The organism is Eisenbergiella porci, from assembly GCF_009696275.1.
In the GTDB taxonomy this organism is placed as follows: Bacteria; Bacillota; Clostridia; order Lachnospirales; family Lachnospiraceae; genus Eisenbergiella; species Eisenbergiella porci.
The window spans coordinates 1-15,902 of record NZ_VUMI01000071.1; the positions used below are offsets into that span (position 1 = coordinate 1).

The window sequence follows — 15,902 nt, forward strand, 5'->3', positions numbered from 1 at the left end:
TGAATTACATTTTAAAATCCCATGGCAATGGGTTTATTAAGGTTACCCTTTTTTACATCAGCTGCTTGAAAAAAACTTTGTAAACATTTTTCATTTTACCTATTGACATTTCTTAGCTGGACTTTTTTCGCAGCTTTTTTGTGCACTATGCACACCAGCTGTATCTGATGCGCCAATCATATCGTTATTTTTTCATTCCGTATATATCATACATTTGAATAATGTATCGCTTTCATGAAAATAATACAGGAATTTTCAATTTTCAGCCCCCAATTCATTAAAAGAATACGGGCCTGGGAGTCTCCTCCAAAGCCCGTTTCGTATGCAGCCGACTAAAAATCCTGTTTCCTGATCTGTTCCCTGTAAGCCCCCGGCGTCATTCCAGTCTGTTTTTTAAACACCTCAATGAACACCGTGCTGCTTCCATATCTCAGCAGCCGGGCAATTTCCGATACCTTTCTGTCACTTTCCTCCAGAAGCTCCCTGGCCCGCTCCATTTTAATATTCTCCACATATTGCGATATGCTCATACCCTGATTCTTTTTGAAGAAATGGCTTAAGTTGGAGACGGAGGTTTCAAATTCGGAGGCCATATATTTTACGGAGAAATTGTCCTCCAGATAATGCTCGTGAATATAGGTGAGTACATCCACGATATTTTTCTTCCGATAGCCTCCGGCCGCTTCGGCCTGCTGCGGCCTTTCCTGTTCCTTCCGGCAGCTCAGGGCCTCCCTTATCCGCTCCTTCCACCGATCCGCGGACTTCACTAGCCCGTCCTTTTCCTCTTCGAATAAAAGCTCCGGATCCAGCTCCGCCATACGCAGCATATCCCAGAGAATACAGACGGCCGCCGTTTCCTTCACTTCCTTTATCGTGTCGAACAGCCCCTCCAGCAATACATCCGCCCGCAGCGTATCGCCAAGCTCCACCGCTTCCCGGAAGGCATTCAACTCCACCTCCGGATAGCCCTTTCCCGTTTTATCCAGGCTGCGCAGCGCCCGGGAGGCCTCCCGGTAGGACTGCCGGATTCGGGATATGTCCATACACAGCTCCCCGATCCCGATATCCGCGCCCATTTTACTGCATCTGTCCCGCTTCTGCTCAAGCTCTATCCTTGTTTCGTCCGAACAGATCAGATATACCCTCGCCTCCTCAAAAAGAGCCAGTGGATAGGCGGTGGTAATACTGCTGCCGCTCATCTGTTTATTGAAGAAATCGCATATCTCCTGGTTTCTTTCACTGTCCTGGGGAACAATAACGAAAAATTTATACCGTCTGTTCACATAGATTCCATTTTCCAGGCAGCTTTTCCACAGCTCATCCCCCTCCTGGATATCCTGTCTCAAAAGCTCATATAAGCATTTCTCCGCCCGCAGCCTGTTGCGTTCCTCCTCCAGCTCCTCATTATTCTCCATAAGCCACTGGAAGGAACGGTAACGCCGCCTGGAAAAATACAGGGCCAGTCCAAAGCCCGTCACCACCGAACAGCCAAACCAGATGCCATAGCCCTTCAGAAACGGCTCCATATTCTTATATACCACGTCTTTGGGGATCATCTGGATGACCCGGAAGCCGGAATCCAGATCCCTCGTGTATGTAAGATAATCCTTCTCCTCCTCCAGACCATCTGCAGGCCTTCCCAGCTCATACAGAACCACACCGTCATGAATGATCCTGGTCACGCCGCTTTCCGGAAACTCGCTGATTCCAAACTGCTCCTTCAGCCTGGCCCTTGTTATGGTAAAAAGAAGGTACTGCACCTCGTTTTCTCCCGACTTTCCCCAGGTACGCAGCGGACAGATCAGAACCATTTTTTCCTGCTGCCGTTTTCCCACCGCCTTTCTGGCACAGATGGCTTCCTGTTCCTCAGGGAAATCCCGTTCCATCATACAGATGGACTGAAAAAAATAACCCGCCTCATACAGGCCGCCGGAGGACAGCACCCGTTCCCGATCCGGCTGATAGAGATAAATATTCTCCACAAACGGGAAATTTTCTTCCTTCTGCTTCAGATCCGTTTCAATATCCAGAAAATATCCGGGCGGCTTCTCCGCATAGTAAGAATTATACCTTTTATCATATCTGCATTCCGTATTATAAAAATTGACCACGCTCATCTGCTGATGCCAGTATTCCTCTTCCCTCTCGCCATAGCTTCTGAGCATCGCCTCTATCTTCTGTACCTGCTGTCTGCCTTCCATGATAAAGACGCTGCAGAACACAATGATCATTGGTATCAGCAGAACAAAATTATAGGTAATCACAAAATGAATATAGTTGAGTTTGCGTGCTTTCTTCATACCTATTCCTCCCGCATACCGCAGTCCTGCCTGCGATACGGCATCCATCAGCAGTTGGGAAGGAACCTTCCGGTTTCCTCCGCGGATCCCTGCATCACTATTGTATTATGAAGCATTTAAGAGGGTAACACAATCCCTTTCTTACTGCATAATTTTTCCTGCCAGGGAGGACGAAGCGCCGGGCGGCCGGCGACCGCCACTCCGGCCCTGGCCGTAAAAAAAGATGCCGCACCGCGGCACCTTTTTTTTATAAACCTGATTCTGTTTTCCTGCTACCCTCTCTCAATCCGGTTGCGTATCTCCTGCATCCTTTCATCCATGCTGCTGATGATTTCCGCGCACGCTTCCAGTTCCTGCGCAATTTCCTCCGAGTGGTCAATTTCCTTCTTGTATTTCAGCTTATGCTCCAGGCTTGCCCAGAAGTCCATGGCGATGGTGCGGAACTGCACCTCCACCCGCATATATTTCTTACAGTTGGAAAGGAAAATAGGCACCTCCACAATCAGGTGCAGGCTGCGGTAGCCGTTGGGTTTGGGATGGGCGATATAATCCTTTTTCTCAATCAGCTTAATATCGTCCTGCTTTACCAGCATGGCGGCCAGCGCATAGATATCGTCCGGGAAGGAACAGATTACGCGCACTCCTGCGATATCGTTCAGTGTCCGTTCTATATTTTCTACGGAAAGCGGCATTCCCTTTCTGCGCATCTTATCAATGATACTTATGGGCTTCTTCAGCCGCGACTTGATGGTTTCAAAGGGATTCCTGTTATAGGTCATGGAGAATTCCTCATCCAGCACCCGGAGCTTGGTCTCCACCTCCATCATGGCGCAGCGGTATCTGCTCATCAGTTCCAGGAAGGGAAACGCCGACTCCAGCAGTTCCTCCGGGCGCTCCCCTTCCATAATCCGGGTAAAGGGATCCGAGGCCAAATCCTTTTCCTGTAATTCTTCCGTTCTTTTCTCTTCCATAATCCTTTTCCTTTATAACCGACTGCTTCCGGATTCCGCCTTTTTCCGGCTGTTTTAACATCCGGGCCGCAGCCCTGTGTTATTCCGGCCTGTGCGCTGATGCGCTGCGGCCTTTTTTATCATAACACAAAATATTTTTCGGGAAAAGCATTCCGGACGGCTTTATAAAGATTTCACTTTCCTGAATTTTGGTTAACTTAAGGCGCGCAGCAGCTCTTCATATACCTCCTCCATAACCTGCGGATCATCGCAATACTTTTCATTGCTGACAAACAGGCGGCCCATCAGCTTATCATGGAGCGTTCTGTCTTTCTTCCGGAGGAGCTTTAAAAGTTCCGCATCCTCCGCCCCCCGCCGCTGTGCTTCCAGGCGCATGCCCGGCCATACTTCCTTCCCGGTTCCGGGATACACCAGAAATGAATCACCGCAGGGGAAGTTCGTTCCCAGCCCGGTATCGTTGGGACAGCTGGTCGCCCGGAAGGGATCCATTCCCTCCGGGAACTGGTTGAAGCCCCAGTGCAGGAAACCGGTCAGACGGTTGGCCTCACAGCCCCAGAAAAGCAGCCGGTTTTTAATCAGAGCAAAGTCCAGGAAACGGTTCAGCCAAAATCCCTGAGGCCCGCAGCAGACATAATTCCATACCTCTTCCCCCAGGTCCGTCAGCCGTAAAAAGCCCTCCCGGTCCGCCTCATAGCCCGCCGTGCCGGGCACCCAGATATCAATTCCTCCCCTGAAGCCGGAAGTGCTGACCGCCTCAATGATCCGCACCCTTGGCAGATATTTTCTCAGTATAGAAGCGGTGAGATAATACTGTCTCTTTCGGGATTCCAGTGTTTTTTCCGAATCCACATGGATATCCGGTTCATCATGGATGTGCACCATCACCTTATCATCCCATCCGTTTTCCCTCAGGAAATCCGCCAGTGCCCGGATGAAACGGACCGTAATTTCATAGCCCTCCCAGGAATCAAGATCCACCTCCGGCGCCGCCATGCAGCGGAAAGCGCCGGTAAACATATCCGGGGAACCATCTTCCCTGAACCCCCGTGACAGCAGCGGCCCGATTTCCAGATATTTCATTCCGCTGTCAAAAAAAAGGCTTATCATTTCCTTCAGATACGAAAAATCAAACCGGTACGGATCCGTTCCCGCCACACAGGCCTTATCCAGCTGTATGTAAAAACAGGTCTGCCTTGCCCGCCGCATCAGGGCAATATATTTTTTCAGCACCTCCCAGAAAGCCGGTTCTCCCTGTCCAGTCTTATGAAAACGGCAGATGGCCGGGATGCTGAACCAGTTGGTGATCTGGAATTCCTCCTCCGGGATCCGCACCCCATATACCTCTATTTCCAGCAAAAGGCGGCATTCCCCTTCCTCCAGCGCAACCCTGACCTCTGCCTGGCAGGTTCCCTCCCGGATATTTTCTCCGGGAACAAGGCATAAATAAATGGCTGCCCTCCCGTCTTTTGCCTCCACGATGCCCTCCGGACGTGGCATCAAACAGTCATAGACCTGAAAGGGGGCTTCCCTTATGGCATAGGGCGGTTTTTCTTCCACCGGGTCCATAAGAACCATGCCGCCTCCCTGGGCCACGCCGTTTCCGGTATTATATTCCACCGGCACCGCCCTCATCCCATACCATTCCGCCGTAAAATCCCCGCTGCTAAAAGTGCATACGGCCTTTTCCCCCAATGTGGGAAGCAGCAGCTGGATTCCCCTCCTTCCGTTCTTTGCAGCTGCCAGGCGCAGTTTATCCGGCAATACGCCCAATTCACTGTCCGGAAATAAAAATTCCTCCGCCTGCGTCACCTTTCCGTACCTTATTTTTTCTTTCATCATCTTTTTCCCTTCCCCTTCTGTCCGGCTGTCCCACCGTTTGCAAACAGGCGCGCAGACCGCCGATACGGTGCCGCGCCGCCTGCCTGAGGCTTTTTGTGCATTAGCCAGACTTGTGTCCTGTGCGTTTTTAATTTATTTGGTAATGCCTGCCGCTTCGGCGGCTGCATTCACCTCAGTGATCATATCGCTGAGCCCTTTGGATTCATAATTGGCCATCAGATCATCCACCATCTTATCCACAGGTTCCGTCCCCATCATAATCTGCATTAAATCATCATCCGAATTATAGACAAAATTATCCTTCAAAGGCGTGCTTAAGAACATAATCGCATCATAGTATTCAGGCAGATAACCATTCTGAACCGCATCCTGATGCCTTGCTTCGTTAAGCTCCCTATATTCCTGCGGACGAGTGCTGGGGAATGTCATATCCCAATCCGAAGGATTCCACATAGCAATGCTGTTTACGCTGGAATTCGGATTCATGAACGGATATTTTTCGGCCAGATCCACGCCTTCTTTCATCACAACCATGCCATCCTTCAGATCATAATCCTCGCCTTCTATGCCACAGAATACCAGACGTTTTCCTTCTTCACTGTAGAGAAAATCATACAGCTTGCAGATAGCCGCCATCTTGGCATCGTCCACGTTTGCGGAGATATAGCTCTCCGACCAGGATTCCGTATCTACAAAGTAATACTTCTTTCCATCGACGCCGGGATACAGCTTCGCTATTTTCACATCGTCCAGGAAGCTGCGGCCGTACAGGGCTTCATAATCCTTTCCAATCTGATCGTACAGCCATGCAGGGCCTGCTCCCGCGAATACCATGGCCGCCGATTGTCCCTGAAGGAATTTTTCCTTGGAAGTATCCAGCTTTGCAAGCGCCACGTCTTTTTCAATAGTTCCCTCCTGATACATATCTCTGGCAAGCTGCATGGCTGCCTTCATATCCCCTGCAAAATAGCCGGGTACAAACTGATCGTCCTTTACCACCCATTTTTTGTCGATGATTCCGCCGTAAGGATACAGGAATCCGCCCAGCAGGCTGGGAAGCGCCTGGGTAAGGCCGCCCACATTCTTTCCTTCCGGATCCGCTTCGATTATTTTCTTCAGCATATCCCGGAACTCGTCATAGGTTTCCGGCTCTTTGGTCACTCCTGCAGCCTGCGCCAGATCCCAGCGGTATACCACGTTCCTGTCCTGGACGCTGTAGGAAATATCCCCGTAGGTCTGACGGGGGATCATATAATAATGGCCGTCTCTCATAGCCGCAACCGCTCTGTCCATCTTCAGATATTCCTGCAGGTTGGGGTAAGCGGAAAGGTCATCCGGAAGCGCCCGGATCACGCCCTGTTCAATCCACTTTCCGTAAAAGGACTTGCTTACGAAATCCCCGGCAAAGATATCCGGAAGCTGGCCGTTTGTCGCCCAGAGCTGAATTTTCTGATCCGCATCGTCCCAGGTCACATTCTGGGGAACGAGCTTCACACCTGTTTTTTCTTCTATTGTCTTGTAAATGGGATCATTTTCCCCGCCGGACAATCCGTCCTCCGCTCCCCATATGGCAATGGTAACCTCCACCGGCTCCGCGCCGGCGGATACGGCTTCTGAAGTTTCCGCGGCCGCTGCCCCGGCCTCGGAGGCCTCCGGCGCTTTTCCCGTTTCCGCCGGGGCGCCTGCTCCTGTCTGCCCGCCGCAGCCTGCCAGTAAGCCTGCCGCCATGGTGACTGCCATTAAGACCGCTGTTAATTTTTTCATCTTTTTCATACGTTTTCTCTCCTTCATTCTTTATTTCAGGCCTATTCCTTGACGGAACCGACCAATACGCCCTTTACAAAATACTTCTGTACAAAAGGATACACGCACAGGATAGGCAGCATGGTGATAATGATAGTCGCCATCTGGATGGACTGGACAAATACTTTATTATGGCTGCTCATCATGGACTGCGCCTGGGTGGCCAGCTGGCTGTTGAAATTGACCAGAACATCCCGGAGATAAATCTGCAGCGGCTTGATATTTTTATCACTGATATACAGGTAAGCATTCCACCATTCGTTCCATCGCTCCACTGCATAAAACAGCAGGAAGGTTGCCATAAACGGCTTGGAAATGGGAATAAAAATACGCGTCATCACCACAAATTCATTAGCCCCGTCTATCCTGGCCGCTTCTTCCAGGCTGGCCGGAAGGCTGACGAAATAATTCTTCATGATAATCAGGTAATAGGTGCTTATCATGCTTGGAAAAATCATGGACCAGATGCTGTTGTCCAGCCCAAGGCCGCTTACCACCAGATAAGTGGGAATCAATCCGCCTGAAAACAGCATGGTGAACAGGATCGCACTGAGAAAAAATTTTCTCCCTATCAGCCTTTTCCTGGACAGTACATAGGCTGCTGTAACCGAGAATACCATATTTAAGGTGGTTCCCACAATGGTGACGAACAGCGTGGTTCCCAGCGACCTGTAAAAATAAGTGTCGCTCATAATGGTTTTATATCCCGTCAGGTCAAATACATGCGGATACAGGTATGGGGAATAGGTGGCGCTGGCCAGGGTATTGGCCAAAGACACTATCAGCACGTTATAAAACGGATAAATAGTTATCAGGGCTATCAGCCCGAAAACCAGATATAAAATCACATCGAACAGCGATATTTTTCTTTTTTTCATAATCCTCCCTCCTGTCAGAACAGCCCTTCTTCTCCGGCGCTTACCACCACTTTGTTGGCAATGGTAATCATAACTACGCCGATTACTGATTTCAGCAGGCCAATGGCCGTAGTATAGCCAAAGTTGGTCCCCACCTGGAAGGACTGGCGGAATACATAGGTGTCGATAATATCTGCCACCGGATAGACCGGGGAGGAATACAGATTAAATATCTGATCAAAGGAAGCGCCTCCCATAATGCCGCCGATCTGGAGAATAAGCATGGTGCAGACAACGCCCAGGATACCCGGCCAGGTTATAAAACGCATTTTCTGGAACCGGTTCGCGCCGTCTATACTGGCCGCCTCATATAGCTGGGGATCAATACCCGTCAAAGCCGCCATATAGATAATGGCGTCCCAGCCGCATTCCTTCCATATATTGGAAATCCATATGAACGGCCGGAAGGCTTTCAATGACATCAGGGGCGATACCTCCGGAAGCTTCAGCGCTCCCAATACCTGGTTTACAATACCGTTGGAGGCGAACATACTGATAAGGATTCCCGACAGCACCACCCATGAAATAAAATGCGGGAAGGTAAACACTGTCTGGAAAAATTTTTTCACTCTCGGCTGCCGGATTTCATTCAGGGCAATTGCCATAAGTATCGGCATGGGAAAATGGAACAATAATTTCCCGAAACTGAAAATCAGCGTATTTTTAAAAGCCCTCCAGAACTCCGCATCCTTAAACATGGTTTGAAAGTGCGTCAGCCCGATCCATGGGCTGTGCCACAATCCCGTATTGTACTGGTAATTTTTAAAAGCCAGGCTGATGCCCCCCATGGGCAGATAGCAAAATATCACATACCACAGAAGAACCGGAAGAAGCATAGCATAAAGCATCCAGTCATTCCGAAAATGCTTTCTGAAATTGCCCTTTGGCTTCAAAGCCACCCTTTTTTCCCGTCTCATCCCTTCACCTCGCTGTTTGTTTTATGCTTTTCTGTCTTTAATTATAGGGAAATACAGAACGGATAAGTATGGTCAAATCAGGGGAGTTTGCATCCCAGAAAATGGATAAATTTTAGGAATCGGGACTTTTTTACATAAAAATGGATTTTTTTTAGATGGGATCCGGCATTTTTCCATACAGGGTTACGAAGGGGTATGCTATACTTTTATCTATAAGGAAGGGGGAGGAGAATATGTCAAAGCTATCCATTAAGAAGCAGTTTCAGATTATATTGGGGTGTATGGCCGCCCTCTGCCTGATTCTTTCCATCGTATCTTATACTGCGCTGGACCGCCTGTTGCTGAAGAATGCCGCATCCTATGCCAGAAATACGTCCCAGAAATTCGATGGGGAAATAAATTACCTTTTTCAGCGTATCGACTCCATTTTCAATACCCTGCTCTTTGACCGCAATATTGAAGGGCTCCTGCATACTCCCTATTCCTCTGAAACCCAGAAATACGTGAAGGAGCTGCTTGTCCAGTTTTCTTCTTATTCCATCATGAACCAGGATATCAGCGATATTGCCCTGGTCTCCTCTGAAATGTCCTGGTCCAATGTGTATGACGCAGATACGCTGCGCCGCCTTTCCGCACAAATGGAAGGGACTCACGGACTTTACAGCTTCGGTTTTTTATCCTCCCCTCTCACGGATTCCAATCGTTCCCGGGAAAAACGGATGGTCTTTGGCTGCAACGTATACGGTATGCATGAGATGGCCAACTACGGGAAATACCAGGGGAGCCTGATTCTCTCCATTGATTTGAGGAAGGCGCCGATTATTCTTCCTACACAGCAGGAGGGCACCACCTATTTTCTTCTGACTGACGTCAGGGAGAATATCTTTTCCTTTAACTGCCCGGAGGATATCACCCGCAGCCTCTTGGAATGCTGTGAAAAAAAGAACGCCTTAACCACAGGAGAAACCATGCATTACGATACCCATGATTATCTTATTTATGTCACGCCGGTTTCCGGCATGGGGTACTCTATCATCAGCGCCATTGATAAACGACAGCTTCACCGGGAGGTTCTGCATACCACTGTGATAATCACCCTGATTATTACGGTCTCGCTTATCCTTCTGGCATTTTTCATGTATACGCTGCTTCACAATATGGTCTCCCCGCTGAACCAGCTTTCCTGCTATATCGGGGAAATCAGGCAGAAGCCCCTGAATAAAAAAAGAAAGCCCCTGCAGCTGGACGGCTGTACTGAAATCCGCACTCTGAATGATTCCTTCCACGAACTCATTGAGGAGCAGCAGACACTAACCCGCCAGCTCTACAACACCACAGTTTCCTTATATGAAACAGAACTGGAAAAAAAGCAGGCGGAGCTGGAATTCCTGCGCAGTCAGATCAATCCTCATTTTCTTTATAATACCCTGGAATCCATCCGGGACATTGCCCTGGAAGAGCAGGTGCCGGAAATCGCCGGCATGTCCGACGCCCTGGCCAGACTGTTCCGGTATAATGTGAAGGGCCAGGCAATCGTCCCCTTATCCCAGGAACTGGAAATCACCATGGCCTATCTGGATATCCAGAAGGCACGTTTCCCCGGGAAGCTGGAGGTCATCTGCAGCGTCCGCCCGGAAGCCATGGATGTGCCTATTATGAAGTTCCTGCTTCAGCCGCTGGTGGAAAACGCAGTTTTCCACGGCATAGAACCCGCCTTACGGAAGGGTACGCTGTTCATCGGGGCAAGGGCGCAGGAAAACAGACTGCTGATTACCATCCAGGACGACGGCATCGGCATTCCTCCGGATCAGCTTGCACAGCTTCAGACGCATCTGGCCGATATCAGCATCATCAACACCTATTCCCAGCAGCATGTAGGAATACTCAACGTGGCGCATCGAATCCTTCTTAACTATGGCAAGGACTACAGACTCACGCTGGATTCCGAACCTGGGGAGGGAACCCGCATTCTCCTGACGCTGCCCGCCGAGGCTGCGCAGAACCCTGCCTGACAGGACCTCAACAGCCCTCCTGTCCCCCCTTCAAAGCAGACCTTATAAAGGAGCAAAACTATGTTTCGTGTTATCATTGCCGACGATGAAAGCAGAATAGTAAAAATGCTGACCGCTTCCATTCCCTGGACGAAGCTGGGGCTTTCCGCCGCAGGCACCGCCTCCAATGGGCGGGACGCCCTCCGCCTTGCGGAAGCCCAAAAAGCGGACATTATTATCACGGATATCCGCATGCCCGGCCTGGACGGCCTGGAGCTGTGTGAGAGGCTTCATGAATCCAATCCCAATATCCAGATCATCCTGATCAGCGGCTATGCGGACTTTTCCTATGCCCAGCGCGCCATCCAGCTGGGTGTGCTGGGCTATTGCCTGAAGCCTGTGGATATTCCCGAGCTTCTAAAGCTCCTGCGCCAGGCTGTCCGGAACATCCGAAGGGAAGTTTCCTTACAGGCCGACACACTGCTGGATTATATGGAAGAAGGAGAGGAAGCCCCCCTGCGGAGCATTCTCCGGGATTTCGGCTTCACCGACGGAGAGCTGTATATCGCATCCTCCGTGCGTATGCCGGACTGCGGGGAAGCGCTGGAAGCCGGGCTGACGGTCCGTCTGGGGAAAAGGAAGTATCTGTACCTGAGCGAAAAACCCTTCCAGCGGGATGCCGCCTGTCGCCTCATTGGGGAAAGCACGGAAAAATGCGGCATCAGCCTGCCAGCCGCTCCCCTGTCCCCTGCCCAGCTGAAGGACAGAGTGACGGAAGCGGAATTGATGGCCTGCCAGTTTTTTATCACCGGCGCTTCCTGCCTGACGGAGGTTCCCGTTTCCGCCAGCCTTACGGAAGAATTTTTCAGACAGCTGCAGGAGGCGCTGGCTTCGGCGGATTCCCTCCTTGCCTTCCTGCATAAGCTGCAAAAACAGAATTGCGCGCTTCTTCTGGATATTGGCAGCGCCTATCGTTTTTATAACCTGGTATATGCCAGCCCCTTCCTTGATTCCTCTCCGGGATCTGACGAACACTTCCTGAACGGTTACGAACAGCTTGCGGAAACTTATGGCTCCTTTGCAGATGTCCTCGAAGAAATGGAAGCCCGCCTGCGCACGCCGGAGCCTGTGCCGCCGCAGCCTCAGAATGCATCTGAGGCTTCCTCCTTCATGCAGATTATCAAGTATCTGAATGAAAATTATGAAAAGGATGTCTCCCTGAAAAAGCTCTCCGAGCTTTTTCACCTGAATTCCTCTTACGTAAGCTTCCTGATAAAAAATGAAACAGGCCTTACCTATTCCCAGTATCTGACGGAGCTGAGAATAGGCAAGGCCAAGGAACTGCTCTCCCACACCGATTTGAGCCTGGCTGAAATCAGTGAAGCAGTGGGCTTTAATGATTATTTTTACTTTATTAAGAAGTTTAAAAAGGTAGTGGGGGTGACTCCGGGGCATTTCATATGAGATGCATGGCGGTCGGTAAGACAGACCCCCAGCCTGCCTTACCGACCCTTTTCATCTGCATCATCTGGTTTTTTCAATGAAAAAAGCCTTTGTTTTCTCCATTTCTCTTAACTACATGGCAGATGCCGTTTTCATCATACTCAATTTTAAAGTGTTCCTTTTTTTCAGCCATTCCGCAGTCCTCCATTGTATATGCGGCTGCTCCCGGCCTGGAAAAGCTGCCGTAGTTCTCCATGTTCTTTCTTGCAGGAAGAAAAGTGGGATCCAGTACTGAAGCCGCCCGGAAATGCTTCATGGCTGCAACATGGTTTCCCTGCATCTCCATCAGAATTCCCAGCAGGTTATGAGGCTGCGCCGCATCCGGATACTCCTTCATCGCTTCACATATCATTTCCCTGGTTTCTCCCATACAACAGTCATTTAGAAGACCTCTTACATTTTCACTTAACCAATCCAAATATTCCTGCTTTGTTCCCGCTATTGTTGCTGTTCTCATTTTCACTCCTATCCGCGCTCTTCAGCGCTTCTATGTCTGATATCACCTGTAATCATATTCAATCAGCTTTCCATTTCTTATTGATAAACTTATTTTAACGGAAAGCCTGTGAGAGTGGTGTGAGAGTTTAGGGCAGGCGTGTGAGAATGTTGTGAATTAAAATCATGAAGTCACGGCGGCTATTCATCAGCCATCCGATACCCCACTCCGATTTCCGTCAGGAGATACCGCGGCTTGGCCGGATTCTTCTCTACTTTACGGCGCAGGGCCGCCATCAGGGCACGGAGGGCCTGGGTATCGGAATCATAGGAAACGCCCCAGACCTCCTTCAGCAGGTAACCGCTGGTCAGCACCTTGCCCGCATTTTTCATAAGCAGAGACATCAGGCAAAATTCCATGGGGGTCAGGTGCAGCGGTTCGCCGTCCAGGGAAGCGGTATGCTTTTCCACATCCAGCTCCAGGCCTCCCACCCGGTACACCGACTGCGGCCGGGGAAGCCCCTGACGGTAAAGGTGGCGCAGTGCCACACGGATGCGCGCCAACAGCTCCGTTGCAGAGAAGGGCTTTGTCAGATAGTCATCCGCGCCCATATCCAGAACAGCGGCCTTCTCCCTGTCCTGATCCCTGGCGGATACGATGATGACAGGCATTTCCGACCACTCCCTTACCTTTTTCAGCACCTCCCCGCCATCCATGTCGGGAAGGCCCAAATCCAGAAGCATCATGTCCGCCGGCTCCGCCAGCAGCTGCTTCATGGCCGTTGCCGCATTTCCTGCGGTTATGCACCGGAAGCCCTCAGCCTTCAGCGCATAACAGATAAAATTCCTGATCTGTATATCATCCTCCACCACCAGAACCGTCTCATGATACTGTTCCATTGACCTGCTCCTTTCCGTCATTTACAGCTTTCTCCTCCGCCGTATCCGTTTTCAGGGGCAGGGTGAAAATAAATTCCGCCCCCGGGCCGTCCGTTCTGTTATGGGCCTCCATCCTCCCGCCGTGCTGGCGGACTATGGATTCGCTGATGGTCAGACCCAGCCCGATTCCCTTCCGGGAATCCACCGGCTTGATCTGCGAGGTATAAAAGGTCTGAAAAATATTCGGCAGATCCTCCGCAGCAATGCCCTCTCCTCTGTCCGCTACGGTGAATACGGCATTTTCTCCCCGGCTGTCCTTTTTTACCGTCACCCTGATTTCCTGCGTCACATCGGTATGCTTTACCGCATTATCCAGGAGATTAATCAGCACCTGCATAATCAGCCTGGCATCCATGGGCACCATGAGCACCTCCTCCGGCGCCTCCACCTGAATTTCATGCTCCGGCGCCCTGCCGGCCATCCGGGCCACCGCGCCGCCTACAATTTCCTCTGCCGCCTCCTCCTGCCTGCGGATCACCATCCGTCCTTCCTGCAGCCTTGTAAGGCCGAGGATGTTTTCCACCATGCCGTGGAGCCAGACGGCATCCTTATGGATCCCCAGGGCCAGCTCATAGCGGGGATCCTCTCTGCAGGACATATCCATAATCATTTCCGACGTGCCCATAATTCCTGAAAGCGGCGTACGCAGATCATGGGATATTGCCCGGAGCAGATTCCCCCGGTACCTTTCCTGCTGTATCTGCTGCTGGGAGGCTGCCTGCTCCCTGACCGCCAGTATCCGATCCATGGCCAGAGCCACACACTCCAGCATGGAATGCAGAAAAACCATCTGCGCATCATCAAATCCGGCCGCCTTTTCCGCCGGAATCCGTACCACGCCCAGAATTCCCTGCCCTCCGTAAACGGGCCAGTCATAAAATTCCAGCCCGACAGCAAAGGACGTATGCAGCTGCCCCAGCCTTTTCTTCAGCTCCTCTTCGCCCTCCAGCCTTTTAATGACAAGCGTTCCTTCCTCCGTCCGCTGCAGGAAGGTCTTTTCCGGGCTTCCCTTTTCATCATAACACAGGCAGGCAGCCTGGCAGCCAAGCAAATCACTGATAATTACAACCGCAGTTTCCGCCGCATCCGAAAGCTCCTTCGCCTCCGTCAAACGACTGGTAAGGCGGTATAAGGCCTGTGTTTCCCGCTCTTTTTCCAACGCCCTTTCGGCATTTTCCTTCTTCCTGGAGGTGAGCGTGCTCGTCACGAAGGCCACCACGGTCATGACCGCAAAGGTAACCATATAGCCCGCATCATAAAACTGAAGGGAATGGTAAGGCCTTGTGAAAAAATAATTGAAGGTAAGAGTGGCCGCCACCGAGGCCAGAATTCCCCAGAAATAGCCTCTGGTGAGGCTGGAGGTGATAAATACGGCCAGGATATATAAAAGTACCACATTTGTTTCCTTAAAACCTATTTTATGAAACAGCATTCCCACCAATGTGGCTGACAGCAGAAACACCGCCGTTTCCAGCGTATAAAGCGGCCACAGCCGCCCATCCCTTGCGCCAGGTCCCGCCTGTTCCTCTTTCCTGCTCATAAAAACCCCTTTCCGGCCTACAACCGGTTCATTTTATAACCGATTCCCACCCTGGTCTGGATGTAGCGGGGATTTTCCCTGTCCGGCTCGATCTTTTTGCGCAGGGTTGCCATATAGACGCGCAGGGAAGGGATATCGCTCACATTTACATTTTCCCATACCTTGTTCACCAGATACTGATGGGTGAGCACCTTGCCCACGTTTCTCGCCAGCTCGCACAACAGCCTGTATTCAATGGGAGACAGATGCAGCTCTTTCTCTCCCATATGGACCTCCGCCGCCGCAAAATCTATTTTCAGATCCCCGTTGGTAAAAACAGTGGTTACCTGCCCGTTTTCAGACTGTATGTAGCTGATGCGCCGGAAGGTGGAACGCAGCCTTGCCAGCAGCTCCTCCACGCTGAAGGGCTTGGTGAGGTAATCGTCCGCACCCGCATCAAGCGCTTCTATTTTATCCTGATCCTCCGTGCGCGCGCTGATAACTATAATCGGGACCGAAGACCAGCTCCTGACCCTGCGTATAATCTCCACGCCGTCCATATCCGGCAGACCCAGATCCAGAAGAATGATTTCCGGGCTGTGGGAGGTGATTTCCATCAGGGCCTGCGCCCCGTTGGATGCCTTTTCATAATGATAGCCCTGGGTTTCCAGGGTAGTCGCAATCAGATTGGAGATTGCCTTTTCATCCTCCACAATCAGAAGGCTATGTTTTGTTTCCATACTTCAAACGCACCTTTCCTTCCGCAGG

Annotated in this window: 12 protein-coding genes; 2 read left to right on the forward strand and 10 right to left on the reverse strand. The window is 50.8% G+C overall.

All coding sequences use genetic code 11. From position 1 onward, the window contains the following. Positions 1-332 precede the first annotated feature (332 nt). From FYJ45_RS26265 to FYJ45_RS26290, 6 genes are all read right to left on the reverse strand, one after another. Positions 333-2,300, reverse strand: a complete 1,968-nt coding sequence (locus FYJ45_RS26265; RefSeq protein WP_195841994.1) for a helix-turn-helix domain-containing protein — start codon at positions 2,298-2,300, stop codon at positions 333-335. Positions 2,301-2,572: 272 nt separating this feature from the next. Then, a complete protein-coding gene (locus tag FYJ45_RS26270) occupies positions 2,573-3,205 on the reverse strand; it encodes a GTP pyrophosphokinase (protein WP_102288543.1) in 633 nt (210 codons plus the stop codon). Between the two features lie 258 nt (positions 3,206-3,463). Further along, positions 3,464-5,110 carry a DUF4091 domain-containing protein gene (locus FYJ45_RS26275; protein WP_235931026.1) on the reverse strand — a complete coding sequence of 549 codons (1,647 nt, stop codon included), beginning with the start codon at positions 5,108-5,110 and terminating at the stop codon, positions 3,464-3,466. Positions 5,111-5,242: 132 nt separating this feature from the next. Next, positions 5,243-6,883: an extracellular solute-binding protein gene (locus tag FYJ45_RS26280; protein WP_154467987.1), complete on the reverse strand. Its 1,641-nt coding sequence runs from the start codon at positions 6,881-6,883 to the stop codon at positions 5,243-5,245. A gap of 32 nt (positions 6,884-6,915) precedes the next feature. Continuing rightward, on the reverse strand, positions 6,916-7,791 hold the full coding sequence (locus FYJ45_RS26285) for a carbohydrate ABC transporter permease (protein ID WP_102287408.1): 876 nt from the start codon (positions 7,789-7,791) through the stop codon (positions 6,916-6,918). A gap of 14 nt (positions 7,792-7,805) precedes the next feature. Beyond that, the gene (locus FYJ45_RS26290; RefSeq protein WP_154467988.1) at positions 7,806-8,747 is read right to left on the reverse strand and encodes an ABC transporter permease; all 942 of its coding nucleotides are present in this window, start codon (positions 8,745-8,747) and stop codon (positions 7,806-7,808) included. A gap of 233 nt (positions 8,748-8,980) precedes the next feature. Between FYJ45_RS26290 and FYJ45_RS26295 the strand changes: the two genes are divergently transcribed. Together FYJ45_RS26295 and FYJ45_RS26300 are read left to right on the forward strand one after the other, a co-directional pair. Further along, entirely contained in the window at positions 8,981-10,759 is a 1,779-nt protein-coding gene (locus FYJ45_RS26295) for a cache domain-containing sensor histidine kinase (RefSeq protein ID WP_195841996.1), read from the forward strand. Positions 10,760-10,819: 60 nt separating this feature from the next. Next, complete coding sequence (locus FYJ45_RS26300) at positions 10,820-12,202, forward strand: response regulator transcription factor (RefSeq protein ID WP_154467990.1); 1,383 nt, start codon at positions 10,820-10,822, stop codon at positions 12,200-12,202. A gap of 73 nt (positions 12,203-12,275) precedes the next feature. Here FYJ45_RS26300 and FYJ45_RS26305 read toward each other — a convergent pair whose 3' ends face one another. The 4 genes from FYJ45_RS26305 to FYJ45_RS26320 all read right to left on the reverse strand — a co-directional run bounded on the left by FYJ45_RS26305 (position 12,276) and on the right by FYJ45_RS26320 (position 15,874). After that, on the reverse strand, positions 12,276-12,698 hold the full coding sequence (locus FYJ45_RS26305) for a hypothetical protein (RefSeq protein ID WP_154467991.1): 423 nt from the start codon (positions 12,696-12,698) through the stop codon (positions 12,276-12,278). A gap of 179 nt (positions 12,699-12,877) precedes the next feature. Further along, a complete protein-coding gene (locus FYJ45_RS26310; RefSeq protein WP_154467992.1) occupies positions 12,878-13,576 on the reverse strand; it encodes a response regulator in 699 nt (232 codons plus the stop codon). Continuing rightward, positions 13,560-15,155: a DUF4118 domain-containing protein gene (locus tag FYJ45_RS26315; protein WP_154467993.1), complete on the reverse strand. Its 1,596-nt coding sequence runs from the start codon at positions 15,153-15,155 to the stop codon at positions 13,560-13,562. The genes FYJ45_RS26310 and FYJ45_RS26315 overlap by 17 nt, the downstream gene beginning before the upstream one ends. A gap of 17 nt (positions 15,156-15,172) precedes the next feature. Continuing rightward, on the reverse strand, positions 15,173-15,874 hold the full coding sequence (locus tag FYJ45_RS26320; protein ID WP_154467994.1) for a response regulator: 702 nt from the start codon (positions 15,872-15,874) through the stop codon (positions 15,173-15,175). Positions 15,875-15,902: the final 28 nt, after the last annotated feature.

Coding starts and splice junctions, on each gene's coding strand:
- FYJ45_RS26310 (WP_154467992.1), bottom strand. CDS start 13,576: ATGGAACAGTATCATGAGACGGTTCTGGTGGTGGAGGATGATATACAG.
- FYJ45_RS26280 (WP_154467987.1), bottom strand. CDS start 6,883: ATGAAAAAGATGAAAAAATTAACAGCGGTCTTAATGGCAGTCACCATG.
- FYJ45_RS26275 (WP_235931026.1), bottom strand. CDS start 5,110: ATGATGAAAGAAAAAATAAGGTACGGAAAGGTGACGCAGGCGGAGGAA.
- FYJ45_RS26285 (WP_102287408.1), bottom strand. CDS start 7,791: ATGAAAAAAAGAAAAATATCGCTGTTCGATGTGATTTTATATCTGGTT.
- FYJ45_RS26295 (WP_195841996.1), top strand. CDS start 8,981: ATGTCAAAGCTATCCATTAAGAAGCAGTTTCAGATTATATTGGGGTGT.
- FYJ45_RS26270 (WP_102288543.1), bottom strand. CDS start 3,205: ATGGAAGGGGAGCGCCCGGAGGAACTGCTGGAGTCGGCGTTTCCCTTC.
- FYJ45_RS26265 (WP_195841994.1), bottom strand. CDS start 2,300: ATGAAGAAAGCACGCAAACTCAACTATATTCATTTTGTGATTACCTAT.
- FYJ45_RS26315 (WP_154467993.1), bottom strand. CDS start 15,155: ATGAGCAGGAAAGAGGAACAGGCGGGACCTGGCGCAAGGGATGGGCGG.
- FYJ45_RS26290 (WP_154467988.1), bottom strand. CDS start 8,747: ATGAGACGGGAAAAAAGGGTGGCTTTGAAGCCAAAGGGCAATTTCAGA.
- FYJ45_RS26300 (WP_154467990.1), top strand. CDS start 10,820: ATGTTTCGTGTTATCATTGCCGACGATGAAAGCAGAATAGTAAAAATG.
- FYJ45_RS26305 (WP_154467991.1), bottom strand. CDS start 12,698: ATGAGAACAGCAACAATAGCGGGAACAAAGCAGGAATATTTGGATTGG.
- FYJ45_RS26320 (WP_154467994.1), bottom strand. CDS start 15,874: ATGGAAACAAAACATAGCCTTCTGATTGTGGAGGATGAAAAGGCAATC.